Origin of the sequence: Mycobacterium sp. E3247 (assembly GCF_001667785.1) — a bacterium.
Classification (GTDB): Bacteria; Actinomycetota; Actinomycetes; order Mycobacteriales; family Mycobacteriaceae; genus Mycobacterium.
In genome coordinates this window covers 17,139-39,732 of sequence record NZ_LZJG01000115.1, presented here as the reverse complement: position 1 = coordinate 39,732, position 22,594 = coordinate 17,139, and the positions used below count along the sequence as shown (strand labels likewise).

The 22,594-nt window shown below is 68.8% G+C and carries 20 protein-coding genes and 1 pseudogene; 14 read left to right on the top strand and 7 right to left on the bottom strand.

Going from position 1 to position 22,594, the window contains the following annotated elements; genetic code table 11:
• Positions 1 to 3: 3 nt before the first annotated feature.
• The gene (locus A9X04_RS05950) at positions 4 to 1,128 is read right to left on the bottom strand and encodes a hypothetical protein (RefSeq protein ID WP_067918648.1); all 1,125 of its coding nucleotides are present in this window, start codon (positions 1,126 to 1,128) and stop codon (positions 4 to 6) included.
• 214 nt (positions 1,129 to 1,342) lie between these two features.
• On the opposite strand from A9X04_RS05950, the gene A9X04_RS30265 reads away from it, so the two are divergent.
• Complete coding sequence (locus A9X04_RS30265; protein ID WP_156764235.1) at positions 1,343 to 2,371, top strand: YncE family protein; 1,029 nt, start codon at positions 1,343 to 1,345, stop codon at positions 2,369 to 2,371.
• Between the two features lie 28 nt (positions 2,372 to 2,399).
• Here A9X04_RS30265 and A9X04_RS05940 read toward each other — a convergent pair whose 3' ends face one another.
• Positions 2,400 to 4,238, bottom strand: coding sequence for a long-chain fatty acid--CoA ligase (locus tag A9X04_RS05940; RefSeq protein ID WP_067918644.1), 1,839 nt, complete (start codon positions 4,236 to 4,238; stop codon positions 2,400 to 2,402).
• A gap of 154 nt (positions 4,239 to 4,392) precedes the next feature.
• Positions 4,393 to 4,656 carry a hypothetical protein gene (locus A9X04_RS05935; RefSeq protein WP_067918642.1) on the bottom strand — a complete coding sequence of 88 codons (264 nt, stop codon included), beginning with the start codon at positions 4,654 to 4,656 and terminating at the stop codon, positions 4,393 to 4,395.
• Between the two features lie 331 nt (positions 4,657 to 4,987).
• Here A9X04_RS05935 and A9X04_RS05930 point away from each other — a divergent pair, with 331 nt between their 5' ends.
• The 5 genes from A9X04_RS05930 to A9X04_RS05910 all read left to right on the top strand — a co-directional run bounded on the left by A9X04_RS05930 (position 4,988) and on the right by A9X04_RS05910 (position 13,714).
• Complete coding sequence (locus A9X04_RS05930) at positions 4,988 to 5,968, top strand: GNAT family N-acetyltransferase (RefSeq protein WP_067918640.1); 981 nt, start codon at positions 4,988 to 4,990, stop codon at positions 5,966 to 5,968.
• A gap of 172 nt (positions 5,969 to 6,140) precedes the next feature.
• The gene (locus A9X04_RS05925; protein ID WP_067918638.1) at positions 6,141 to 8,942 is read left to right on the top strand and encodes an AMP-binding protein; all 2,802 of its coding nucleotides are present in this window, start codon (positions 6,141 to 6,143) and stop codon (positions 8,940 to 8,942) included.
• 276 nt (positions 8,943 to 9,218) lie between these two features.
• The gene (locus A9X04_RS05920; protein ID WP_067918636.1) at positions 9,219 to 10,472 is read left to right on the top strand and encodes a S9 family peptidase; all 1,254 of its coding nucleotides are present in this window, start codon (positions 9,219 to 9,221) and stop codon (positions 10,470 to 10,472) included.
• 16 nt (positions 10,473 to 10,488) lie between these two features.
• Positions 10,489 to 11,889 (top strand): wax ester/triacylglycerol synthase family O-acyltransferase, encoded by a 1,401-nt coding sequence (locus A9X04_RS05915; RefSeq protein WP_067918634.1) that lies wholly within the window; start codon positions 10,489 to 10,491, stop codon positions 11,887 to 11,889.
• Between the two features lie 154 nt (positions 11,890 to 12,043).
• Positions 12,044 to 13,714, top strand: coding sequence for an HAD family hydrolase (locus tag A9X04_RS05910; RefSeq protein WP_231985666.1), 1,671 nt, complete (start codon positions 12,044 to 12,046; stop codon positions 13,712 to 13,714).
• A 40-nt stretch (positions 13,715 to 13,754) separates the two neighbouring features.
• Here A9X04_RS05910 and A9X04_RS05905 read toward each other — a convergent pair whose 3' ends face one another.
• Both A9X04_RS05905 and A9X04_RS05900 read right to left on the bottom strand, forming a co-directional pair.
• A complete protein-coding gene (locus tag A9X04_RS05905) occupies positions 13,755 to 13,970 on the bottom strand; it encodes a hypothetical protein (protein ID WP_197509063.1) in 216 nt (71 codons plus the stop codon).
• A 198-nt stretch (positions 13,971 to 14,168) separates the two neighbouring features.
• Positions 14,169 to 14,591, bottom strand: coding sequence for an Hsp20/alpha crystallin family protein (locus A9X04_RS05900; RefSeq protein WP_067918629.1), 423 nt, complete (start codon positions 14,589 to 14,591; stop codon positions 14,169 to 14,171).
• 150 nt (positions 14,592 to 14,741) lie between these two features.
• Here A9X04_RS05900 and A9X04_RS05895 point away from each other — a divergent pair, with 150 nt between their 5' ends.
• The 7 genes from A9X04_RS05895 (at position 14,742) to A9X04_RS05865 (ending at position 21,004) form a co-directional block, all read left to right on the top strand.
• Complete coding sequence (locus tag A9X04_RS05895) at positions 14,742 to 16,847, top strand: adenosylcobalamin-dependent ribonucleoside-diphosphate reductase (protein WP_067918670.1); 2,106 nt, start codon at positions 14,742 to 14,744, stop codon at positions 16,845 to 16,847.
• 132 nt (positions 16,848 to 16,979) lie between these two features.
• Positions 16,980 to 18,140, top strand: a complete 1,161-nt coding sequence (locus tag A9X04_RS05890; RefSeq protein WP_067918627.1) for a site-2 protease family protein — start codon at positions 16,980 to 16,982, stop codon at positions 18,138 to 18,140.
• A 76-nt stretch (positions 18,141 to 18,216) separates the two neighbouring features.
• Positions 18,217 to 18,573, top strand: a complete 357-nt coding sequence (gene fdxA / locus A9X04_RS05885; protein WP_067918625.1) for a ferredoxin — start codon at positions 18,217 to 18,219, stop codon at positions 18,571 to 18,573.
• Between the two features lie 7 nt (positions 18,574 to 18,580).
• A complete protein-coding gene (locus A9X04_RS05880) occupies positions 18,581 to 19,261 on the top strand; it encodes a metalloregulator ArsR/SmtB family transcription factor (RefSeq protein WP_067918623.1) in 681 nt (226 codons plus the stop codon).
• Positions 19,258 to 19,683, top strand: a complete 426-nt coding sequence (locus tag A9X04_RS05875) for a hypothetical protein (protein WP_067918621.1) — start codon at positions 19,258 to 19,260, stop codon at positions 19,681 to 19,683. The genes A9X04_RS05880 and A9X04_RS05875 overlap by 4 nt, the downstream gene beginning before the upstream one ends.
• 31 nt (positions 19,684 to 19,714) lie before the next feature.
• Entirely contained in the window at positions 19,715 to 20,059 is a 345-nt protein-coding gene (locus A9X04_RS05870) for a cupin domain-containing protein (RefSeq protein WP_067918620.1), read from the top strand.
• A 3-nt stretch (positions 20,060 to 20,062) separates the two neighbouring features.
• Positions 20,063 to 21,004, top strand: a complete 942-nt coding sequence (locus tag A9X04_RS05865; RefSeq protein WP_067918618.1) for a nitronate monooxygenase family protein — start codon at positions 20,063 to 20,065, stop codon at positions 21,002 to 21,004.
• A gap of 7 nt (positions 21,005 to 21,011) precedes the next feature.
• Here the strand turns inward: A9X04_RS05865 and A9X04_RS30260 are convergent.
• Together A9X04_RS30260 and A9X04_RS05860 are read right to left on the bottom strand one after the other, a co-directional pair.
• Positions 21,012 to 21,113, bottom strand: a pseudogene (locus tag A9X04_RS30260) (transcriptional regulator); the annotation flags it as partial.
• Positions 21,114 to 21,117: 4 nt separating this feature from the next.
• Complete coding sequence (locus tag A9X04_RS05860) at positions 21,118 to 21,618, bottom strand: DUF1990 family protein (protein WP_067918616.1); 501 nt, start codon at positions 21,616 to 21,618, stop codon at positions 21,118 to 21,120.
• A 57-nt stretch (positions 21,619 to 21,675) separates the two neighbouring features.
• Between A9X04_RS05860 and A9X04_RS05855 the strand changes: the two genes are divergently transcribed.
• Positions 21,676 to 22,560 carry an aldo/keto reductase gene (locus A9X04_RS05855; RefSeq protein ID WP_067918614.1) on the top strand — a complete coding sequence of 295 codons (885 nt, stop codon included), beginning with the start codon at positions 21,676 to 21,678 and terminating at the stop codon, positions 22,558 to 22,560.
• Positions 22,561 to 22,594 lie beyond the last annotated feature (34 nt).

Below are 22,594 nucleotides of genomic sequence, written 5' to 3'. Positions count from 1 at the left end.
TCCCTAAGTTCGGCGACCCGCGACTCTGTCGGTCGCGGCATACCGCAGCAACGCGCCGGCGCCGGCCTCGGGCGCGATCCGGTTGCCGGCCAGCACCAGGGAGGCGCCGACCGCGATCGCGCAGAACGGCAACGCCTCGTCGGCCCTGGCCACCCGTTCCACCGGTTCACCCAGCTCGGACAGCGCATCGGCATCGGGAGCGATCGTGGTCAGCGCCTGGCCGGTAACCACCGTGGCGTCGCCCAGGTCGCCGACGAGCAGCGTGTCGACGTTCCCGTCGCGCAGCGCCGCGCACACGGCGGCCAGGCCGTCGGCCGACAGCCCGGAGTGGCGTCCCTGTTCGGCTTCGAATCGTTCGGCGGCGCCGGCCATTTCGGCGCTTCGACGGCGTTCGAACTCGGCGGCGGTCAGTTCGCGGATTTCGTTCTGGTCGATACCGGTCTTGCGGGCGGCGGCGTGCAGCTGCACGACCCGGACGGCCACCCGCTCCGGCAGCTCGACCGTCACGTCCGCGAGCGAACGCACCTGCCCGCTGAGGAACACCACCTCGGGGTCCGCCTCGTCCACCAGCCGGGTGAGCTCGTCGGCGACCGCACGGCAGTTCATCCGGATCGCCTCCTCGGTGGTGTGCTGGAGGTCGCCATACCCGTTCCAGCCGGCCGTGACCGGCTTATGCACCGGGTAGCCGCCACCGTCGACAGTCTTCGAGGTGACGGCACCGCCCTGAAAGAGGCTGATGTCCGCCCCGGTGTGATCGACCGCGGCGAACACGTACGTCGGGTGCTGCACCTGCATACCAATCAACGGCACGACATACGGGTAATCGGAGAGGCGCACCACCGTGGCCGCCGGTGGGGCGATCAGCGGCTCGTCGACCAGCACCTGATCGCCCGTCGCGATCACGGCGCGGCCCCGCCGACCGACGGCGGGCCGATGATGCAGCACGGCCTGCTCGAGCAGGCCCAGGACGTTCGTGCCCGCGCCCATGTCCTCGAGTTGCCTGCGGATGTCGCCCCACTTCACTTCGAGCTGCTCGGCGGCGTCCAAGGTGTCGTGCGAGTCGTCGAAGTACACCGACACGAACGGGCCCTGCGCCTTCGCCAGCCCCTTAAGGCGATCTGCGTGCATGCCATCCCTCCACTGCTTGCGTCGTCTTTTGCTGTTCACCCGACCGTATGGAGCACGACAGTGACGACACGAGGGCCGTTGGCCCCTGGCTGCGGGTCTAAGGTCCCAGACCTTGCGCGGCCGCGACGCCCGGCGCCGCTTCCCGGACCGAAGCGGTCGTTTCGATGACTTTCTTCCCTACTTCCTCGCCGCCGGCTTGCCAACGATGGGACGGGTGGAACGACGAACCGGGGGATCCGTCATCGCACAGGTGACATTCGACGACCGGCTGCACGACCTCACCGCCAATCCCGGCAACTCGGTTGCTTACGCGGCGCTGAGCGACTCGGTGGCATTCATCAGCAGCCAGCACGAGGTCTCGTGCGCGATCCCGGTCGGGGCGCATCCCAGGGCGCTGACGATGGGCGCCGACGGCAGCCGGCTGTACACCGTCAACCACGGTGGCTCGATCTCGGTGATCGACATATCCGACCACCGCGTCGGTGTCATTCCCGGCGCGTGCTGCGTGCAGCAGGTCGACACACCGGATGGGGCGGTGGTCTACGCGGCCGGCAATGCCGCGAATCGAGGGCTGGTGTGGGCGCTCGGCGAAGGCGCCGCCATCGGCGGCGCCGTGGCCGCGTTCGACGGCCGCGTCGTCACCGGCCTGGTGGCCGACGCCGAACGCCAACGCCTGTACGTGGGGCTGTGCCGACCCAGCGATCACCACCGCCAATACGACGCCGGTTCGCTCGCGGTCATCGACACCGCAACGGATGCGGTGATCCACACGGTTGACCTGATCGGCGCGCCCGACATGATCACCATCGGCGGGTCGCTGCTGTGCGCGACACATTATGACCATTGCCGTGTCTCGGCAATCGATCTCGTGTCCTTCGACGTCAGGTCAATCAACCTGGGAGACAAGCCGATCGAGGCGCAAATCACGCCGGATGGCTTGCGGGCGTTTGTGGTGAACAGCGGTTCGTTGTCGGTGATCGACACGGTCGCCGGCGAAGCGGAGCGAATGCCGGCCGGGGACCTGCCGCGCTGTGTGCGGATCAGCCCGAGCGGCAAATACGCCTATGTGAGCAACTTCGGCGGGCGCAGCGTGTCGATCGTCGACACCATCGCCCAATGCGTAACGGACACCATCGATTTCGACGGTCATCCCGAAGCGCTGGCAGTCAGCGCCGACGGCGAACGGCTCTACGTCGGCGACTACTGGTCGGGAACCGTCACCGTCGTCTCGGTCCAGCCGTAGCTTCACCAAGAACGGGTAGAGGCGCCGTTCACCCGTACAGGGCGTCCAGGGGGTCGGCGAACTTTTCGATGACCACCTTGCGCTTGAGCTTCATGCTGGGCGTCAGATCGCCCGACTCCACGGTGAATTCGCGGTCGGCGATGGTGAACTTCTTGATCTGCTCCCAGCGATTCAGCTCGGCGTTCAAGGCGTCGATGTAGCCGGCGATCAGCTCCTGGGTCTTGTCGTCATGCGCGATCTCGGCGAACGACTTACCCGCCAGACCGTTCTTGTCGGCCCAGTCGGTGATGGCCTCGGTGTCGAGGCTGACCAGAGCGACACAGTATGGCTTGCCCTCGCCGTAGACGACGATCTCGCTCACGTACGGGCAAGAGCCTTTGAACCGCGCATCGATCGCCGACGGCGCCACGTACTTGCCTTGCGAGGTCTTGAACATGTCCTTCTTGCGGTCGGTGATCCGCAGGAACCCGTCGGCGTCGATCTGCCCGATGTCGCCGGTGTGGAACCAGCCGTCCCCGTCGAGCGCCTCGGCCGTGGCGTCCGGCAGGCCGTGGTAGGCGGTCATCAGACCGGGCCCCTTGAGCAAGATCTCGCCGTCGTCGGCGATCTTGACGTCGGTGGCCGGGAAGGGCCGGCCGACGGTCCCGAACCGGTATGCGTTGGGGCGGTTGATGAACGATGCGGCCGCCGTCTCGGTCAGCCCGTAGCCTTCGAGCACGATGATGCCCACCGCGTCGAACCATTGCGCGACGTCGCGGTCGAGGGCCGCGGCCGCGGAGACGAAGAACCGCAGGCGCCCGCCGAACCGTTCCCGGATCGTGGAGAGCACCAGCCGGTCGGCGACCTTGTAGGACAGCGACGACGCCAGCGAGGGAGCCTTGCCGGCCTGCCGGGCTTTCGACACCTTCAGGCCGACCCCGATCGCCCAATCGAAGACCATCTTCTTGAGCCTGCCCTGCTCGGCGGCCATGTCCTGGATGCGGGCGTGCGCCTTCTCGAAGATGCGCGGCGCCGCGCCCATGATGGTCGGGCGCAGGGCCGCGAGGTTATCGATGATCCTCTCGACCCGGCCGTCGATGGCCGTGGGGAAACCGATCTGCAGGGGCAACGCCAGCATCACCTTGCCGAACGCGTGCGCCAGCGGCAGCCAGAGGAAATTCAGGTCGTCGGGGCCCAGGATGTCCAGCGAATCGATGGCCGCCGCGGTGTACGTCCACGCCCCGTGCGTCAACCGCACACCCTTGGGCCGCCCGGTGGTGCCGGAGGTGTAGATGAGGCTGGCCAGCTGTTGGGGGCCGACGGCGGCGATCCGCTGGTTGACGGCCTCGGGTGAGTCGGCAAGCAGTTGCTTGCCCAACAGATCCAGGTCGGAAAGGGAGATCACCCAGTCGCCGTCGCCGTTGCCGTCGATCATGACGACCTTGCGCACATCGGGCAGTTCGGCGCGGTGCTCGAGCAGCTTGTCCAGCTGAGTTTGGTTCTCGGCGACCACCACCCGGCTGCCGGAGTTGGCGACGATGTAGGCGACATCGCCGGCGTTGGTCGTCGGGTACACCGTGGTGGTCGCGGCGCCCGCGCACATGATCGCGAAGTCGACGAGCACCCACTCGTAACGGGTCGCGCACGCGAGCGCGACCCGATCCTCGTGCTCGATTCCCAGCGAGATCAGGCCCGCGGCGAGATTATTGACACGCTCGCCGACCTGCTGCCAGGTCACGCTTGCCCAGGTGTGGTCCTGTGGGTAGCGAAAGGCCTCCGCGTGCGGGGTGGCGGCGACGCGGTTGACGAACATCTGTGCCACCGACGGCGCGCGGTTCTCGATCTTGCGGAAATCGGGCCTCTCCGTTGAGGCGAGTGATGCTTTCATAGCTCGAATCCATTGCTGCCAAACGGGAACCGGTGGCGTGCTGCACCGGCATATGATTCGATCCTGCGAAGGGTGGCGGTCCGGCGATAGAGACGAAAGTCACGTGGAAGGTCGGCAAACGTCCCCGGGGACCGCGTCCGACCGGCGGCGGTTCTCAGTCCGTCGGGGCTATTTCGATGGACAGGCACTCGCCCAGGGCGTGCGCCGCGGACCAGTCGCCGCCTCGAACGGCGCGCTCGAGGTCGTCGACCAACGGGCTGTGGGCACCGAGTTCGGCCAGCCAGGCGGACACGGTTTCGGGAATCTGATTGGCGGGCACGCGGGCGACATGTCCCTCGTGGAGGCGATCGGTCAGCTGATAGATCGCGGCCGTGGGCTTACGCTGAGGCCAATGCTGCCGCCACTTCGCTGTATTCATGTCCCCTCCCCATTAGCCGTAACGATCCATTCGACCAGTCCCGAAGGTCCGGCCGTAGAGGCCAAGAGCACGAGTACCGAAAGGCTTTGGTCTTACTTCCGGCCTGCCGAAGTCCCAGTCCGGCAGGGTCTTTTGTCACTGCGGTCACCTACTTACTTCTCCGGCGATGGCGGTGCCGGTCGCGTACCGTACATCGCGGATGGTGCATGGCCACGTTACTCGTTTCAAGGGTCCTGGATTCCGAATTCGGCGAGATGACCGCATTAGCAATGGATTCGCAATCGGGGTGTGACTCGGGACGGAGTCTGAGGCTGACGGGTGGCCCGCTGTGATGTCTGTCAGCGCCGAGGAACTGGCGGCGCTGCCGGTGTTCGCCGATATCGAGGCGAAGGACCTCGCGGGGTTGGCTACCCTCCTCGAGCCCTTGCATGCCGCCGCCGGCGAGGTCCTGATGCGGCAGGGGGAGCCAGCGGAATCATTCGCGATCATCGCGTCCGGCTCGGTCGCCATCAGGCATGTCGGCCCGAAGGGGCGGGTGATCACCACCGAGCTGTCGTGCGCGACCGTCGTCGGCGAGATCGCTTTGCTGCGCCACGCGAGCCGGACGGCAACGGTGACCGCGCGGGAGGACGTGTCGGGCTACACCGGATACAGCGCCGCCTTCGACCTCATGCTGGCCATGCCGGTCATCGCCGAGAGGTTGCTGCGTACCGCGCGGCAGCGGCTGGCCGCTTACGTCGCCCCCATCCCGGTATCGACCAAAGACGGCGCCGCGCTCTCGTTGCGCCCCGTCCTGCCCGGTGACGCCGAGCGGTTCAAGAGCAGCGGTTCCTTCTCGCGCGAGACCCTGTACCGGCGGTACCAGGGCGGCGCCCCGACCGACGCGCGGCTGACCTATCTGTTCGAGGTCGACTATGTCGACCACTTCGTCTGGGTCGTCACCGACGGCGTGACGGGCCCGGTCGTCGCTGACGCCCGTTTCGTCCGGGATCAAGACGATCCGGCCTCGGCGGAGGTCGCGCTCACCGTGGCGGACGGCTACCAGGGCCGTGGAATCGGCACGCTGTTGCTGGGCGCACTGGCGGTCGCGGCCCGCGTCGACGGCATCAAGCGGTTCCACGCCCGCGTGCTGTCCGACAATCCGCCCGCGCGCGCGTTGGGCGACAAAGTGGACGCCCACTGGGCGCACGAGGAACCGGGCGTGGTCACCACGACGGGGGAGATCCCCCGTTTCCGCGATCTGCCCCTCGATCGCGCCATGTACCAGCAGATCGGGCAGGTGGCCCGCCAGGTGATCCATGCATTCGACTAGCGCCCCGAGTGACAAACGCCCCGCGGTTTGATGGCTTTGCGCCCTTACCGGAAAGCCGGGCACGCCCGCACCATGAGGACTGATTCGCCAGTTCGAGGATTGCAGTTCGAGGAGTCGTGCCATGGAGTCGCTCATCGGGTGCGCTTTCGGATCCCCGGCCGCTTCGTGACCAATGGCGACCCAAGACTGCGCTCCTCCGGTCCTGGCCCTGGTGCGAGGCCTCGTCGAAGAGGTTCACCCACAGGCCGCGTCGCCATCGGTGACGCTCGATAGCCCCTTCGACACACTCGGCATCGGCAGCCTGGAGCTGGCGGAATTGTTGCTGCGGGTCCAGGACAAATTCGGGGTGGCGTTGCCGCCGCACATCCTGTCCAGTGCCGAGACGCCGCGCGACCTCGTGACGGCCCTCAATCCGGCCCTGGCGCGCGGCCGTCCTGCGGTGCGGGTGGGCCGTGGTGTCGTTTCGTTGCCGGCTACCGCGCCGCCCGCTTCGACGCCGGAGTCCGCGCAGAGCCTCAACGACATGCTCGGTTGGCACGCCGATGCCACGCCCGACCGGACCCATCTGCGCATCCTCGACGACACGGGCGACCCCCCGAACGGCTCCGACATGACCTATGGCGCCCTGCACCGGGAGGCGGCGGCCGTGGCGGCCGGGCTGATCGCACACGACGTGGCGCCGGGCGAGGCGGTCGCGATCATGTTGCCCACCTCGAGGGCGTATTTCGTGACCTTCGCCGGCGTGGTCCTCGCCGGCGCCGTGCCCGTCCCGGTCTACCCGCCGGCGCGCCCGTCCCAGCTGCCGGATCACCTGCGCCGCACCGCAGGCATCCTCAGCAACGCCCGTGCCACGCTGCTCGTCACGGTTGACGAGGCCGTCACCCTCGGCCACCTGCTGCGCTCGAATGTCGAAAGCCTGCGTCACGTCGTCGTACCCGAATCCCTCACGCGCGCAGGCGAAGGCGCCACACCACCGCTTGCCCGGCCGCGGGCGGACGACCTCGCACTGTTGCAGTACACCTCCGGCAGCACCGGGCAGCCCAAAGGGGTCGCACTCACACACCGCAACCTGCTCGCCAACATCCGGGTGATGGGTCAGGCCGCCGGGGTGACCGGGTCGGACACGTTCGTCAGCTGGCTGCCGCTCTACCACGACATGGGCCTGATCGGTGCGTGGCTCGGTTGCATGTACTTCGGTGTGCCGCTGGTGGTGATGAGCCCGCAGGCGTTCCTGATCCGCCCGTCGCGATGGCTGTGGGCGATTCATGCCAACCGCGCCACCATGTCGGCCGGACCCAATTTCGCCTACGAACTGTGTCTGTCGAAGATCCGCGACGACGAGATCGAGGGACTGGACCTCAGCAGCTGGCGGTTGGCCTATAACGGTGCCGAACCGGTGAGCGCCGACACCATCGAGCGCTTCGGTGATCGCTTCGCCCCGTACGGATTTCGCCGGGAAGCGATGACACCGGTGTACGGGCTGGCGGAGTCGTCGGTGGGACTGGCGTTCCCGCCGCCCGGCCGCGGTCCGGTGATCGACCGCATCCGCCGAGACACCTTTGCAAGGTCCGGGCGGGCCGAGCCCGCCAGGCCCGGGGAGCGGGACCGGCGATTCGTCGCCTGCGGCCGGCCGCTGCCGGGACATGAAATCCGCATCGTCGACGCCGCCGGCAACGAGTTGAGCGACCGCCGCGAAGGCCGCATCGAGTTTCGCGGGCCGTCGGCGACAGCAGGCTACTTCAACAACCCGGCGGCGACGCGCGCACTGTTCCACGACGGCTGGCTCGACACCGGCGATCTGGGGTACACCGTCGAGGCCGACGTCTACGTGACCGGCCGGATCAAGGACATGATCATCCGGGCCGGGCGCAACCTGCACCCCGCGGAACTGGAAGAAGCGGTGGGCGGCATCAAAGGTGTCCGCAAGGGCTGTGTCGCGGTGTTCGCCTCTCCCGATCCCTCCGGCGGCCCCGAGCGGCTCGTCGTCATGGCCGAGACGCGAGCGCTGCGGGACGACGCACGCGCGGCACTACGCTCCGAAATCGCAGCCACCACAGTCGATCTGCTCGGGGTAGCGCCCGACGATGTGGTGCTGGCGCCGCCGCGCACGGTATTGAAGACATCCAGCGGCAAGATCCGCCGGTCCGCCAGCCGGGCCATCTACCAGGCCGGCAAGATCGGCGCGCGACCGCGCGCGCTGTGGTGGGAACTGGCCCGGCTCCGCCTGCGCGGCGCGGCACCGTCGCTGCGCCGCGCCCGGCGCGCCGGGGCGGATCTGGCCTTCGCCGGCTACGCGTGGGCGGTGTACACCATGCTGGGGTTGTCGGTCGCCGTCTTGGTGCTGCTGCTCCCACGCGCGGGGTGGCGGTGGCAGGTGGCGCGGGCGGCGGTCCGGCTGCTGGCCCGCCTCACGGGAACCGCGATCACCGTGCACGGCCTTGACCACCTTCCCCCGGACGCGTCAATCGCGGTGGCCAACCACCCCAGCTGGATCGATCCGTTGGCGCTGGCCTGCGTCATGCCGCAATCGTTTCGCTTCGTCGCCGCCGAAGTCCTTGAGCATCAAGGGATCAACGGATTCGTACTGAGGCGGCTGGGCCACCAGTTCGTCGAGCGCCACGAGCGCGAACACGGCGTGGCGGACGCCGACCGGCTGGCCGGGCTGGTGCGTGCCGGCCAGTCGCTCGTCATCTTCCCCGAAGGCCGCCTGGCCCGCGCGCCCGGCCTGCGGCCGTTTCACATGGGTGCCTTCGTGGTGGCCGCCCGGACCGGGGTGGCCGTCACCCCGGTGGGGATTCGCGGGACGCGGACCATCCTGCGTCCAGAACACCACTTCCCGCGACATGGGGCCATCGACATCACCGTCGGTGAGCCCATCAGGCCCTCGGGCAACAGCTGGACCGCCGCGGTCGAACTGCAGCGTGCCGCGCGAGAAGCCATCCTGCTGCTGTCCGGGGAGCCGGACGTCGAATGAGCGGGCAGCCCGTGCGGGCGAGGTTCAGTCGTCGCGCTTGCTGACGGCCTGACCGGCGCTTCGGACCACGTTCCGGAAGAACTTGATGCGCGTTGCGGACCGCCTCGATGCTTGCTTGCGGTCGTTTTGACACGAGTGACGGAAGGCCCTTCGCGCCCGGTCAGGGGGCTCCGGGCCGGGGCGCCGGCCCTCGGCTTGACGGCCAAGGACTTTCGCGGCCGTGACCGGGCCGTAAGTCCCTAACACGCCGATTTGCGCGCCTGCTAACTTGCCACCATGGCGGTATCGACCAACAACGGTGCTCCCCGGCGCCCGGGCCCTTTGCCTCTGACCCCGCCCGGGGGCGTCGGCCTGGGCAGCGCCGTCAAACCGTTCACCAGCACCGGTCGGTACGTCGCCGAGTCGTGGCGCGACTACCTGAGCCAGGCGCCCGACGAGCTTCCCATCGCGCGACCCACCCTCGCCCTGGCGGCGCAGGCGTTTCGCGACGAGGTCGTCCTGCTGGGCCTGAAGGCGCGACGCCCGGTCAGCCGCCCCGAAGAATTCGAGCGGATCACGAGCGAGGTGGTCGCCGGGCTGAAGTTCTACGGCGACCGCGGATGGCTCGACAACCCCAAGAGGTTTTTCGGTGCCCCGCCACCGCTTTCGGACGTCGACGTGCGAAAGGTCAAGAAGGGCAAGCGCACCTTCTATCGCATGTCCTTCGACAGCGGGTATCTGCCCCGGCCCGGCGAGCCGGGCGCGGACCGGTGGATGGGCTACACCGCGAACAACCGCGAATACGCCCTGCTGCTTCGCCATCCGCAACCGCGGCCATGGCTGGTGTGCATCCACGGAACCGAAATGGGCCGAGCCGCTTTGGATCTCGCCCTGTTCCGGGCCTGGCGGTTGCACGAAGATCTCGGTTTGAACGTCGTCATGCCGGTCCTCCCGATGCACGGGCCCCGCGCCAGGGGCCTCCCGAAGGGCGCGGTCTTCCCCGGAGAGGACGTCCTCGACGACGTACATGCGACGGGGCAGGCGGTGTGGGACATCCGGCGGTTGCTGTCCTGGATACGCCGCCAAGAGCCCGAATCGCAGATCGGGTTGAACGGCTTGTCGCTGGGCGGCTACATCACAGCGTTGGTCGCCAGCCTCGAAACCGGGCTGACGTGCGCGATCCTCGGTGTCCCGGTCGCGGACCTGGTCGGCCTGCTCAGTCGGCACTCCGGGCTTGCCGCCGGCGATCCCCGCCGCCAGACGATCGAACTCGCCGAGCCCATCGGACGGATGACGTCACCCCTGTCACTGGCCCCGCTCGTGCCGATGCCGGGCCGGTTCATCTACGCGGGCGTCGCCGATCAGGTGGTGCACCCACGCGAGCAGGTCGTCCGCCTCTGGGAGCACTGGGGCAAACCCGAAATCGTCTGGTACCGCGGCGGGCACACCGGATTCTTCCGCGCGCGACCGGTGCAGCGGTTCGTCGAGGCGGCGTTGCAGCAGTCGGGCCTGCTGACCGGTACCGTAGACGAGCACGACCGCCCCGCCTAGCCGCGGAGGTTCGACGATGAACCCGCTAGATCCGCTCGACGCGGCGATGATGACCGCGGAGAGGGTGTCCAACCCGATGCACGTCGGTGCCGTGCTAATCCTGTCGCCGCCCGGCGACGCCGGGCCCGACTACGTCGACGAGTTGCATCGGATGACGCTGGCCGGGAACGGCTCGATCGATCCCCGGTTGCGCAAGTATCCGCACCGCGGTGTGGACACCGGTGGCATGTGGGTCTGGCGGCACATGGATCTCGTTGATATCAGCCGACATTGCCAGCGTCGCACCGTCTCCGGGGACGGTTTGTGGCGGCTGATCGGCGAGCTGGACGCACTGGGCCTCGATCGGTCACGGCCGATGTGGATGTCGTATCTGATCGACGGCCTCGACGGGGGCCGGTTCGCCTTCTACATCAAGGTGCACCACACCGTCGTCGACGGTGTGGCCGGATTCCGGATGATCACCGATGCGCTCAGCGACGACCCGGACCGGCGCTCGATGGCACCGTTTTATGCCGACTCCTGTGGCGAGCCCGCGGGGTCGTCGCCGGAGTCGGGCGGGCTGATCTCCCGGTTGTTGTCGCCGCTACGGTCGCTCACCGGCGCCGCCGTGTCGGGGGCGGGGCTGGTCGGGCGGGTGGCCACCGGCGAGATCGCCACCGTGCTGGACGCCCTGGTCGGGCACACCACCGCGCTGCCCCTCGGGGCGCCCTACACCCGGTTCAACGCCCGCCTGGGCCCCGAGCGCGCGGTGGCCGCGGGCAGCTGGGCAAACGATCGCATCAACGCCGTGCGGCAGGCGGCCGGCGTGACCGTCAACGACGTCCTCACCGCGATGGCCGCCGGGGTGGTGCGCCGCTGGTTGCTGGATATCGGGGAGCTGCCCAAGCGGTCACTGGTGGCCGCCTGCCCCATCACGGTGCGCGACCGGGAGGGCGAATCGCCAGACGATCGACATGGCAACAGGTTCGGGCTCTGGATGTGCCCGCTGGCCACCGATCTGGATGACCCGCTGGCCCGACTCGATGCCATTCACCGATCGATGTCGGAGGGAAAGCACTGGGTGGCTAAACGGGGAGCGGCGGCGTCACTGCTGACGAACGCCGGAAGCATCGCGACGACGGCGATCGGCCCGCTGCTGCCGTTCACGCCGAAGATCCGCACCGGATACAACCTGCCGATTTCGCACGTTCGCGGCCCGGCTGCCGAAATGTATTGGAACGGCGCGCGTATCGAGGAAATGTATCCGGTTTCGACGGTCTACGACGGCCATGGGCTCAACATCACGACGTGCTCCTACGCCGACCGGGTCGGATTCGGCTACGCCGCGGGCCGCGACGTGGTGCCCGACATCGAGACGCTGATACCCCTGACCGAGCAGTCGCTGGCTGAGCTGGAGGATGCGCTGGGCGCCGCCTGACGGCTCGGCGCCGTGACGCGTCCGGGCCACTCGTCAAAGCGGAACGGGACGAACGGCCCTAGAAGGCCACGGGCGGCCGGCCATACGTTGAGCATGGGCATCGGGAGATCGGATCTCCCGGCGCCAGCATTCGGATTGCGTTCGGCGAATACAGGTGGGCGAGGCTTTGGCGTTTTTCAAGGTGGTCGCGGTCGACCTCGACGGCACCCTCACGTCGGGCGGCAAACTGGATCCAGAGGTCCTGCGGGCGATCGACCGGGCACGCGGCGGCGGCCTGACGATCGTGGTGGTCACGGGCCGCATCGGGGCCGAATTGCACGCCGAGTTCCCTCAGTTGGCCGGCCACGTCGATGCGTTGGTGCTGGAGAACGGTGCCGTGGTGTGGTTCGACGGGGAGGCCCGGTCGCTCACGCCGGCGGTGGGTCCGGAGCTCGACGAAGCGCTCAACGATCGGGGGATCCCGTTCCGGCGTGGCGAGGTGCTGGTGGCCGTCGACGGTGAGCACGTCGCGGACGTCGCCGAGGTGATCGGTGAGCTGGGAATGGACTACCAGCTGGTCCGTAACCGGGCCGCCCTGATGGTGCTGCCGGCGGGCATCACCAAGGGCACCGGCTTGACCGCGCTCCTGGAGGCGATGAACCTGTCGCCCCACAACACCGTGGCCGTGGGCGACGCGGAGAACGATCTGTCGTTGCTCGGCGTCGCCGAGGTCGGTGCGGCGGTGGCCAACGCCGTCTCGTCGGTGCGGCGATTCGCCGACGTGGTCCTGGACGAGCCGGATGGAGGCGGTGTCGCTGGACTGCTGAACAGCCCGTATCTTTCTGGGGCGGAACGATTCTGCCCGTCGCGCCACTGGCTCGAGATCGGAACGTTCGAGGACGGGACCCCCACCAGGTTGCCGGGGAGCCAGGCGCGGATCCTCGTCACCGGCCCGGCCGCGTCGGGCAAGAGCTATCTCGTCGGCCTGATGGCGGAGCGATGGGTCTCGGCCGGCTACTGCGTTCTGGTCATCGACCCCGAGGGTGATCACCTGCAGCTGCAGCAGCTCGGCCACGTGCAGGTCGTCGAAGGCGGCCACCACCTCCCGGAACCCGCCGAGCTGGTCAACGCGTTGCGTCCCAACTCCGGCATGGTGGTCGATCTGTCGGGACTCGCCGAGCCGAGCAAGACCGACTACGTGCATCGGCTCCGATCGACCGCCGAGGCGCACCGCGAACAATACGGCTACCCGCACTGGGTGGTGTACGACGAGGCCCACCTCCTCGGCATGGGAGAGGAGGCTCACTGGGCACGCCGAGGCGGCTACGTCCTGTGCTCGTTTGTCCCGGCATCGTTGCCCGCCCACGAGGCCGACAGCAGCGACGTCGTGCTGGCGCTCACCCGGTCCGACACGGACACGGACCTCGCCTCCCGGCGCCGCGCCACCATCCGGTTCGGTTCGGGTCTGCCCCGCGAGTTCACCATCGGGGAACGCCACACCAGGCACGTCCGGCACCGCCACAAATACGCCGACATCCACCTTCCGCCGGAGCGGCGGTTCTACTTCCACAACCCTGACGGCCTGCCCATCGCCCCGGCCGCGACGATGCATGACTTCACGGTCGCGTTGCGGCATCTCGACCAGCAAGCGCTCGAATACCATCTCGAACGGGGCGACTTCTCCCACTGGCTGGAAGGCACCATCGCCGACAAGGAGCTCGCGACGCGGGTGGCGGCCTGGGAGGACGACCTGGAAGCCCGTCGCGCCGCCGATCTGGAACGCATCCGCCAGCAACTGGTGGACGCCGTCGAGAAACGTTACCTGCCTTCGGAACAACGCCACTGAGCCCGGCAGGGCCTCGCGTGGCGCGACCCGCGGGAAACGATCAGCCTCGCGCCAACCGCGAGGTACGGCCCACGTGGACCATGATTCGTTCCAGGACGCTGTTGGCCAGGTCGCCGTCGTCGGCAACGCGAGACAGGCCACGGCGCCGCAGGAATGTGTCCAGGCGTCGATCGGGGGACCAGTCGGCATAAATCGGGCCGAGATACCGCGACTGCAGGAATTCCGAAGCCAGGGCGTCCACGTCAGAGTCGGTCAACAACATCGTCGGGCTATTGCCCATAGCCGTGATGCTCCTTTGTTCGGCCGCAAATCGCACCAGCAAAATTACGTCAGACGTCGCCATTATTGCGTCACGCGAAGATTGCGGATAGGGCCCAAAGTCATCACCGGAATCCGCCCGCGTAACCAGCAGGTCGGGCCCGGGCGACGCTGCCCGGGCCCGCACTTCAGCCGGCTATTTGGCGGCGACTTTGACGTGCTTCTCCTCGGGTGCGGGCTGCGAAACCGGCACGGAAACAGTCAAAATGCCCTTGTCGTAGGTGGCCTTGATGTCGTCCTCGTTGGCGTTGGACGGCAGCGACACGGTGCGGACGAACGAGCCGTAGGAGAATTCCGATCGGCCGTCGAATTCCTTCTTCTCGCTGCGCTCGGCCTTGATGGTCAGCTGACCGTCGCGGACCGTGATATCGATGTCCTTGGCCGGGTCGATGCCGGGGATCTCGGCGCGCACCTCGTAGCGGCCGTCGACCATTTCGTCTTCCAACCGCATGAGCCGGGTGTCGAACATCGAACGGAGTCCGGCAAAGGACGGGAACGCCGAAAAGAACTCGGGGAACAGCGGGTGCGGTTTTTGGGCCGCGGGCAGGCTGGTGGTCATTGTCTTCTCCTACAGATGTTGTCACTTGTGTTGTCACTTGCCTGAAACGGACACCTTCGATCCGACCACGCGAGCCGGCGCCAGGGTAGGGACGGAAGTCCTTATCCCGTTTCGGGCGACGACTTTTGGCGCGACGGGGATACTCGGATGATGGTCGGGACAGCGCGGTCCGCACGGTGGCCGTCGAGCGTCCGGCGCCGGGACGGGCGCCTGGTGCCGTTCGACCTGGGCCGCATCGAAACGGCGATCGCCCGGGCAGCGCGCGAGGCCGGGCATCGCGGCCCCGACCTGGCCGGTGCGCTCGCCAGGTCGGTAGCCGACGCCCTGGTGGGTCGGTCCCGCAGCGGTATTCCCACGGTCGAGGACATCCAGGATCTGGTCGAGGCGCAGCTGGGGGCGGCCGCCTTGGACGACGTGGCCCGCGCCTACGTCGTCTACCGCCAGCAGCATGCCGAGCTGCGCGCGACCAAAGAGCTGATAGGCGTGCGCGATGAACTGAAATTGAGTGTGGCGGCCGTGACGGTGCTGGGCGAACGCTATCTGCGGCGAGACGACCGTGGCAGGCCCGTGGAGTCGACCGGCGAAATGATGGACCGCGTCGCGAACCATGTCGCGGCAGCCGAGGAGCGGTACCGTCGCGGGTCCTCGGCCATGTGGTCCCAACGATTTTCGGCGATGCTACGCGGCCTCGAGTTCCTGCCCAACTCGCCGACGCTCATGAACGCCGGTACCGAGCTGGGCATGCTCTCCGGCTGTTTCGTTCTCCCGGTGCAGGATTCGCTGCACTCGATCTTCTCCGCGCTCGCCCAAGGCGCGGACATCCACCAGGCCGGGGGAGGGACCGGCTACGCGTTCAGCCACCTGCGGCCCGCCGGTGACCTGGTGGCCCGCACCGGGGGCACGGCCAGCGGGCCGCTGTCGTTTCTGCGGCTTTTCGACTACGCCGCCGCGGTCATCTCGATGGGTGGTCGCCGGCGCGGCGCGTCCATGGCCGTGCTGGACGTGTCGCACCCCGACATCTACGACTTCGTCACCGCCAAATCCGGCTCGCCGAGCGAGCTCAACCAGTTCAACCTCTCGGTCGGGGTGACGGACGAGTTCTTGCGCGCCGTCGGGGCAGGCCGCAGCCACCGCCTGGTCAACCCGAGGACCGGCGCGACGGTCGCGACCGTCTCCGCTGCCGACCTGTTCACCGCGATCTGCGAGGCGGCGCACCGGTGTGGGGATCCGGGGCTGGTGTTCCTCGACACGATCAACCGCGCCAATCCCACGCCGGCGCTGGGCCGGATCGAGGCGACCAACCCGTGCGGCGAAGTCCCGCTGTTGCCCTACGAATCGTGCAACTTGGGGTCCATCAACCTGGCCCGGATGGTCAGCGGCGGTGGCGTCGACTGGGACCGCCTCGCGGCGGTGGCCGATCTCGCCGTGCGCTTCCTGGACGACGTCATCGACGTCAGCCGCTTCCCGTTCCCCGAGATCGAGGCGGCCACCACGGCCACACGCAAGGTCGGGCTGGGCGTGATGGGCCTGGCCGAGATGCTGGCCGGCCTGGGCATTCCGTACGACAGCGAACGGGGCGTTCGACTGGCCGGGCGGATCGCCCGCACCATCGGCCGGGTTGCGCACGCCGCCTCGGAGCGACTGGCCGAGGAACGCGGACCGTTTCCGGCCTTCGGCGACAGCCGGTTTGCGGGGTCGGCGCCACGGCGCAACGCCCAGCTCACCTCGATCGCACCGACCGGCACGATTTCCCTGATCGCCGGCACGAGCGCGGGGATCGAGCCGATGTTCGCGATCGCCTACGTGCGTGCCGTCATCGGGCGACGGCTGCTCGAAGTGAACCCGTGCTTCGACCGCCTCGCCCGCGACCGAGGCTTCTACCATCCCGACCTCATCGCCGAGATCGCCCGGTGCGGCGGCGTGCGCGGAGACCCGCACGTGCCCCCCGAGGTGCGCGCGGCGTTCCCCACCGCGGCGGAAATCGCCCCGGAATGGCACCTGCGGATGCAGGCCGCCGTGCAGCGGCACGTCGACGCCGCGGTCTCCAAGACCGTCAATCTGCCGGCGGAGTCGACGGTCGAGGACGTCCGCGCGATCTACCTGGCCGCGTGGAAGGCCAAAGTGAAAGGCATCACCGTCTACCGCTACGGCACCCGGGAAGGACAGGTGCTCAGTTACGTCGGTTCCGACCAGGCGCTGCTCGCCGCCGACGCCACGTTCAGCGGCGGTTGCCTGGGACGGAGGTGCGAGTTTTGACCGTGTCCAAAGTAGGCCGATCGGCGGCGCCAGCGAGGTCCAACGGCCCTAGTGACGACCCCGGCGCCGCCCTACTTTCGGAGAGGAGACGGCGGTCTAATCGCCCGGCCGCAACGACTTTGGAGGTTTGAGGTGCGCGATGCGATCCCGCTGGGGCGGATCGCCGGCTTTCCGGTGAATGTCCACTGGAGCGTGCTGGTCATTCTGTGGTTGTTCACCTGGAGCCTGGCAAGCACCCTTCCCGGCAGCGTCAAGGGGTATTCGCCGGTCGCCTACTGGGCGGCCGGAGCGTGTGGCGCGCTGGTGCTGCTGGCCTCGCTGGTGGCGCACGAACTGGCGCACGCCGTGGTCGCCCGCCGCGCCGGGGTGGCCGTGGGGAGCGTGACGCTCTGGCTGTTCGGCGGTGTGACGACCCTGGGCGGCGAGGCGAAGACACCCCGGGCGGCGTTGCGGATCGCGATTGCCGGCCCGGCCACCAGCCTTGCGCTGGCGGCCCTCTTCGGCGGCCTCGTTGTGGTGCTGCCGATGGCCGACGCCGCCCCCATCGTGGTCGGCGTCGCCTCCTGGCTGGCGGGCATCAACCTGCTGCTGGGCCTGTTCAACCTGCTTCCGGGCGCGCCCTTGGACGGTGGCCGGGTGCTGCGCGCCTTCCTGTGGCGCCGCCACGGCGACAGCGTGCGCGCCAGCATCGGGGCCGCGCACGCCGGCCGGGTGGTCGCGTTCATCCTGATCGCGTTGGGCTTGGCCGAATTTCTGTTGGGCGGGCTCGTCGGCGGCGTCTGGTTGGCCTTCATCGGCTGGTTCATCTTCGCGGCCAGTCGCGAAGAGGAGATGCGGATATCGACCCAGCAGATGTTTTTGGGGGTGCGCGTCGCCGACGCCATGACGGCCCGGCCCCATACCGCTCCCGGGTGGATCACCGTCGACGACTTCGTCCAGCGCTACGTGCTCGGCGACCGCCACTCGGCGTACCCGGTCGTCGACCAGAGTGGCGCGGTCTCGGGGCTGATCACGCTGCGGCAGTTGCGGGACGTCGCGCCCGGGCGGCGCACCACCACCACCGTCGGCGACGTCGCGCAACCGCTGCACGAGGTGCCTTCCGGTGCTCCCCAGGAGCCGCTGACCGCCCTGCTGGAGCGCATGGCGCCCGCCGGTCCGCGCAGCCGCGCCCTGGTGTTCGAGGGCGACCAGGTGGTCGGCATCGTCACCCCCACCGATGTGGCGCGGCTGATCGAGGTATACCGGCTCGCCCATCCCGAAGACGCGAAACCGGCATCGGCCCAAAGCGTTTAGGCCGTCGACCGCGATGCCGGCGGATGTTCTCCCTAGGCCCTCGTTTTTACAAGAGTCATTGTGTAAACTCAGCCGCATGACGTACGTGATCGGAAAGCCGTGCATCGACGTGATGGACCGTGCCTGTGTGGAGGAGTGCCCCGTCGACTGCATCTACGAGGGCGGCCGGGCGCTCTACATCCATCCCGACGAATGCGTGGACTGCGGCGCGTGCGAACCGGTGTGCCCGGTCGACGCCATCTACTACGAAGACGACCTGCCCGAGGAGCTCAGACCGTACCTGGCCGACAATGAGGCGTTCTTCGCCGAGACGCTGCCGGGCCGCGACGCCCCCTTGGGATCTCCAGGTGGGGCGGCCAAGCTGGGGCCGCTCGGTGTAGACACGCCTTTGGTGGCCGCTCAGCCGAGGGCCGACCAAGCGGAAGGAGCGTGAGGGTCCCGTGAAGTTGCCGCCCCCGTCGATCGGGGAATCCGCCAGCCGGCGCCGCGAGGTGCTGCGGGTCTTGCGCAGATCACCCGACCCCATGAGCATCGCCGCGATCGCCGAAATGCTGGGCGTGCACCCGAACACCGTTCGCTTTCACCTCGACAGCCTGGTCGGCGACGGGCAAGTGGAGCATGTCGAACCGGGCCGCAAGGGGCCGGGCCGCCCTCCGCTGATGTTCCGCGCCGTCCGGCAGATGGACCGCGGCGGCACGCGGCACTACCGCCTGCTCGCCGAGATCCTGGCCACGGCGTTCGCCGGAGAACGTGATGCGGGCGCCAAGGCCCAGGCCGCGGGCCGGGCCTGGGGGCACAAACTGGAATCCAGCCTGGAAGCGGTGCCCACGCGGCCCGCCAGCGCCGACGACGCCATCGACCATCTGGTCAACATGCTCGACGAACTCGGCTTCGCGCCCGAGCGCCGGGCGGCCGACGGGGACCAACAGGTCGGCCTGCGGCACTGCCCGTTCCTGGAGTTGGCCGAAAACCGGACCACCGTCGTCTGTCCCGTGCACCTGGGCCTCATGCAGGGCGCCATGGAGGCCTGGGGGGCGCCGGTGTCAGTCGAGCGGCTCGACGCGTTCGTCGAACCGGATCTGTGTGTGGCGCACCTGGCGTTGCAGAACGCGGCCACATGAGCACCGGCCCGGCGATCGCCGTCGCTGTCACCTTCGTGTGGCTCGGCATGGTGCTGGCCATTTCCTTCCTGGAAGCGCCGCTGAAGTTCCGCGCGCCCAACGTGACCTTGCAGATCGGGCTCGGCATCGGGCGCCTGGTGTTTCGCGCTCTCAACACCGTCGAGGTCTGCTTCGCCCTTGTCGTCCTGGCGATCGTGGTCGCCGGCCCGACGCGGGCGGGCACCGCCGCGGCGATCTTCGTCGCCGTCGGCGCGCTGGCCCTGCAGTTGATCGCGGTGCGCCCGCGATTGACGCGGCGATCCGACAGTGTGCTCGCCGGGTCGGAGGGGCCGCGTTCCCGAGCCCACTACGTGTATGTGGCCTTGGAGGTGGTCAAGGTTGGCGCGCTCGTCGTGGCGGGGATACTGCTACTGACGGCCTGATCGCCTCCGCTCAACCGCAAAGGACTCAGCTATGGAATCGATCTCGTTGACCGGCCTCGCATCCGAAAAGCTGGCCGAGGCCAAGGAATCGCACAGCGGGCGGGCTGCCCACACCATCCACGGTGGCCACACCCACGAGCTCCGGCAGACGGTGCTGGCTTTGCTTGGCGGCCACGAACTTTCCGAGCACGACAACCCGGGTGAGTCGACGCTGCAGGTGCTGCAGGGTCACGTCCGCCTGACCACCGGCGCCGACGCGTGGGACGGCAAGGCCGGCGACTATGTCGCGATCCCGCGGGAACGGCACGCCCTGCAGGCGGTCGAGGATTCGGTGGTCATGCTGACCGTCCTCAAGACCATCCCCTCGGCTCACTAGCCGATGCTTTCCACGCCCTGGTCACGGGACTTCGGGCTGCGGGTACCGATCGTCAACGCGCCGATGGGCGGGGTCGCCGGTGGCCGGCTGGCCGCGGCGGTCACGGCCGCGGGCGGTCTGGGCATGGTCGGCATGGGCAGCGTCGCGACGAGGGAACTGCTCCGGACCCAGCTGGAGCACGTGCGGGGCAGGTTCGGCATCGGCCTGGTCGATTGGGTGATGCGCACCGAGGCGGGTCTGCTGGACGACGCCCTGGCCGCGCGGCCGGCGCTGCTGTCGGTCAGTTTCGGCACCGACTGGTCATGGGTCGCCAAAGCCCACGACGCCGGGATCCCGACCGCCACCCAGGTGTACGACGGCCTCGGGGCGCGAGCGGCGGCCGATGCCGGCGTCGACATTCTGGTGGCCCGGGGCTCGGAGGGCGGCGGGCACGGGGAGACGAAGCTCGCGACCCTGCCGTTGCTCGACAGTGTGCTGGATGCCGTCTCGGTGCCGGTGCTCGCCGGCGGCGGGGTCGCGTCGGCGCGCAGCCTGGCCGCCGTGCTGGCCGCCGGGGCGAGCGGCGCGTGGGTGGGCACCCGCCTGGCCGCCTGTCCCGAGGCGCTCTCCGGCGACGGCAGCCGCCGCGCACTGATCGCGGCCCGGGCCACCGACACCGCGGTCACCCGGGCCTTCGACGTCGCCCAGGCCCGGCCGTGGCCCGCGCGATTCCCGTCCCGGGTGTTGACCAACGACTTCGTCGAGCGCTGGACCGGCAAGGAGGACGCGCTCGACCCGCAGGCCTGCGACCAACTCGCGGCGTCCATCGCGGCCGACGACCGCCGGGTCGCCCCGGTGGACGCCGGTCAGGGCGTCGGGATGATCCGCGACGACGCACCGGTCGCCGAGGTGATCGACGAAATGTGTTCGGGCGCAGAGCGTTTGCTGTCCGGCTGGGGTAAGTAGCGGCGGGCTACCCGTCGCCCGGGGTCAGGACGACGCAACAGCGGTCCTGCCCGGGGCATAGCCGGGCGTCGGGCCCGTGCGGCGCCAGGGCGTCGGCCACGCCGGTGATCGGCTCAGACGCCGCGCAGATAGCGCTTGGCGATGACGCGCTGGGCCACCGACACGACCGGCCTCGCCGCCTTGCTCCACCAGGTGGCCGGCCGCGAGAACGCCGTCACCTCCGCGAACACCGCGGAGGTGACAGGGTCATGCCGGACCACGAAGCGTTCCTCGCCGGATTCCGGGTGTCCGGGCAGGGTGCCGTAGGCGAATCCGCGGATGTCGGGTTCGTCGACGACATAGACGACCCGGCACGGCGCGGGCAGGAAACCCATGCGCACCACCACCACCGTGTCGAGCTCGGCGACCTCGGAGCTGGCCTTCACCCGCAGGCCGGCCCCGTGCTGCATGCCCCAGCGCATGACGGCGTGGGCGGCTTGCTCGAAGCGCTGCCGGCCCGTGCCGATCTGGGTCTCGGTGTGCAGGTGGCCGTAACCCGCGGGCAGCGTGCCGGAGGCCGTCGCGCCCACCTCGGTGTAGGTCAGCGGGAGCCCCTCGAGCGCTGCTAAGTCCACCCGCCCAGCTTGCCACGCCGGGATGCGCGCCGACATTTCCGGCGTACGGTCGTAAAAGTGACCGCACAGAACTCGAAAACCGTTGCAGAAGCATCCGGAACGATCACCCTCGGCGGCGACCTGACCGTCAACCGGCTCGGCTTCGGCGCCATGCGCCTGACCGGGAAGGGCGTCTGGGGGCCGCCGGCTGACCGCGACGAGGCCGTCAGGGTGTTGCGGCGCGCCGTCGAACTCGGCGTGAACTTCATCGACACCGCCGACTCCTACGGTCCCTACATCGCCGAGGAGATCATTCGCGAGGCGCTGCACCCGTACGACGGGCTGGTCATCGCGACCAAGGCGGGCCTGCTGCGCACCGGACCGGACGTCTGGATCCCGCTGGGCAACCCGAGCTATCTGCGCCAGGAATGCGAGATGAGCCTGCGCCGCCTCGGCGTCGACACCATCGACCTGTTCCAGCTGCACCGCATCGACCGCGACTTCCCGCTGGCCGACCAGGTGGGCGAGCTGCTGACGCTGAAGAACGAAGGCAAGATCCGCCACATCGGCCTGTCGGAGGTCAACGTCGACCAACTGGCGGAGGCCGAGAAGATCACCGAGATCGTCTCGGTGCAGAACATGTACAACCTGTCCGCCCGGGGCGCCGAACCGCTGCTGGACGCCGCGACCGAGCAGGGCATCGCGTTCATCCCGTGGTTCCCGCTGGCGGCCGGGCCGCTGGCAGCCGCCGACGGCCCGCTGCAGCGCATCGCCGCCGAGCACCACGCGAGCCCGTCGCAACTCGCGCTGGCCTGGTTGCTGAAGCGGTCGCCGGTGATGCTGCCCATTCCGGGCACGTCGAAGGTGGCGCATTTGGAGGAGAACGTCGCCGCCGCCGAGATCACGCTGTCCGACGAGGAGTTCGACACCCTCTCGGCGGCCGGGGCTCAACAGACGGTCTGACTCTCAGTTTGGCCCGCGAAACTGTATTCCACGA

Excerpts from the sequence above, each read along its gene's own strand:
- A9X04_RS05870 (WP_067918620.1), top strand. The coding sequence starts at position 19,715 with ATGGAATCGATCTCGTTGACCGGCCTCGCATCCGAAAAGCTGGCCGAG.
- A9X04_RS05900 (WP_067918629.1), bottom strand. The coding sequence starts at position 14,591 with ATGACCACCAGCCTGCCCGCGGCCCAAAAACCGCACCCGCTGTTCCCC.
- A9X04_RS05895 (WP_067918670.1), top strand. The coding sequence starts at position 14,742 with ATGGTCGGGACAGCGCGGTCCGCACGGTGGCCGTCGAGCGTCCGGCGC.
- A9X04_RS05875 (WP_067918621.1), top strand. The coding sequence starts at position 19,258 with ATGAGCACCGGCCCGGCGATCGCCGTCGCTGTCACCTTCGTGTGGCTC.
- A9X04_RS05940 (WP_067918644.1), bottom strand. The coding sequence starts at position 4,238 with ATGAAAGCATCACTCGCCTCAACGGAGAGGCCCGATTTCCGCAAGATC.
- A9X04_RS05865 (WP_067918618.1), top strand. The coding sequence starts at position 20,063 with ATGCTTTCCACGCCCTGGTCACGGGACTTCGGGCTGCGGGTACCGATC.
- A9X04_RS05930 (WP_067918640.1), top strand. The coding sequence starts at position 4,988 with ATGTCTGTCAGCGCCGAGGAACTGGCGGCGCTGCCGGTGTTCGCCGAT.
- A9X04_RS05950 (WP_067918648.1), bottom strand. The coding sequence starts at position 1,128 with ATGCACGCAGATCGCCTTAAGGGGCTGGCGAAGGCGCAGGGCCCGTTC.
- A9X04_RS05920 (WP_067918636.1), top strand. The coding sequence starts at position 9,219 with ATGGCGGTATCGACCAACAACGGTGCTCCCCGGCGCCCGGGCCCTTTG.
- A9X04_RS05915 (WP_067918634.1), top strand. The coding sequence starts at position 10,489 with ATGAACCCGCTAGATCCGCTCGACGCGGCGATGATGACCGCGGAGAGG.
- A9X04_RS05935 (WP_067918642.1), bottom strand. The coding sequence starts at position 4,656 with ATGAATACAGCGAAGTGGCGGCAGCATTGGCCTCAGCGTAAGCCCACG.
- fdxA (WP_067918625.1), top strand. The coding sequence starts at position 18,217 with ATGACGTACGTGATCGGAAAGCCGTGCATCGACGTGATGGACCGTGCC.
- A9X04_RS05925 (WP_067918638.1), top strand. The coding sequence starts at position 6,141 with ATGGCGACCCAAGACTGCGCTCCTCCGGTCCTGGCCCTGGTGCGAGGC.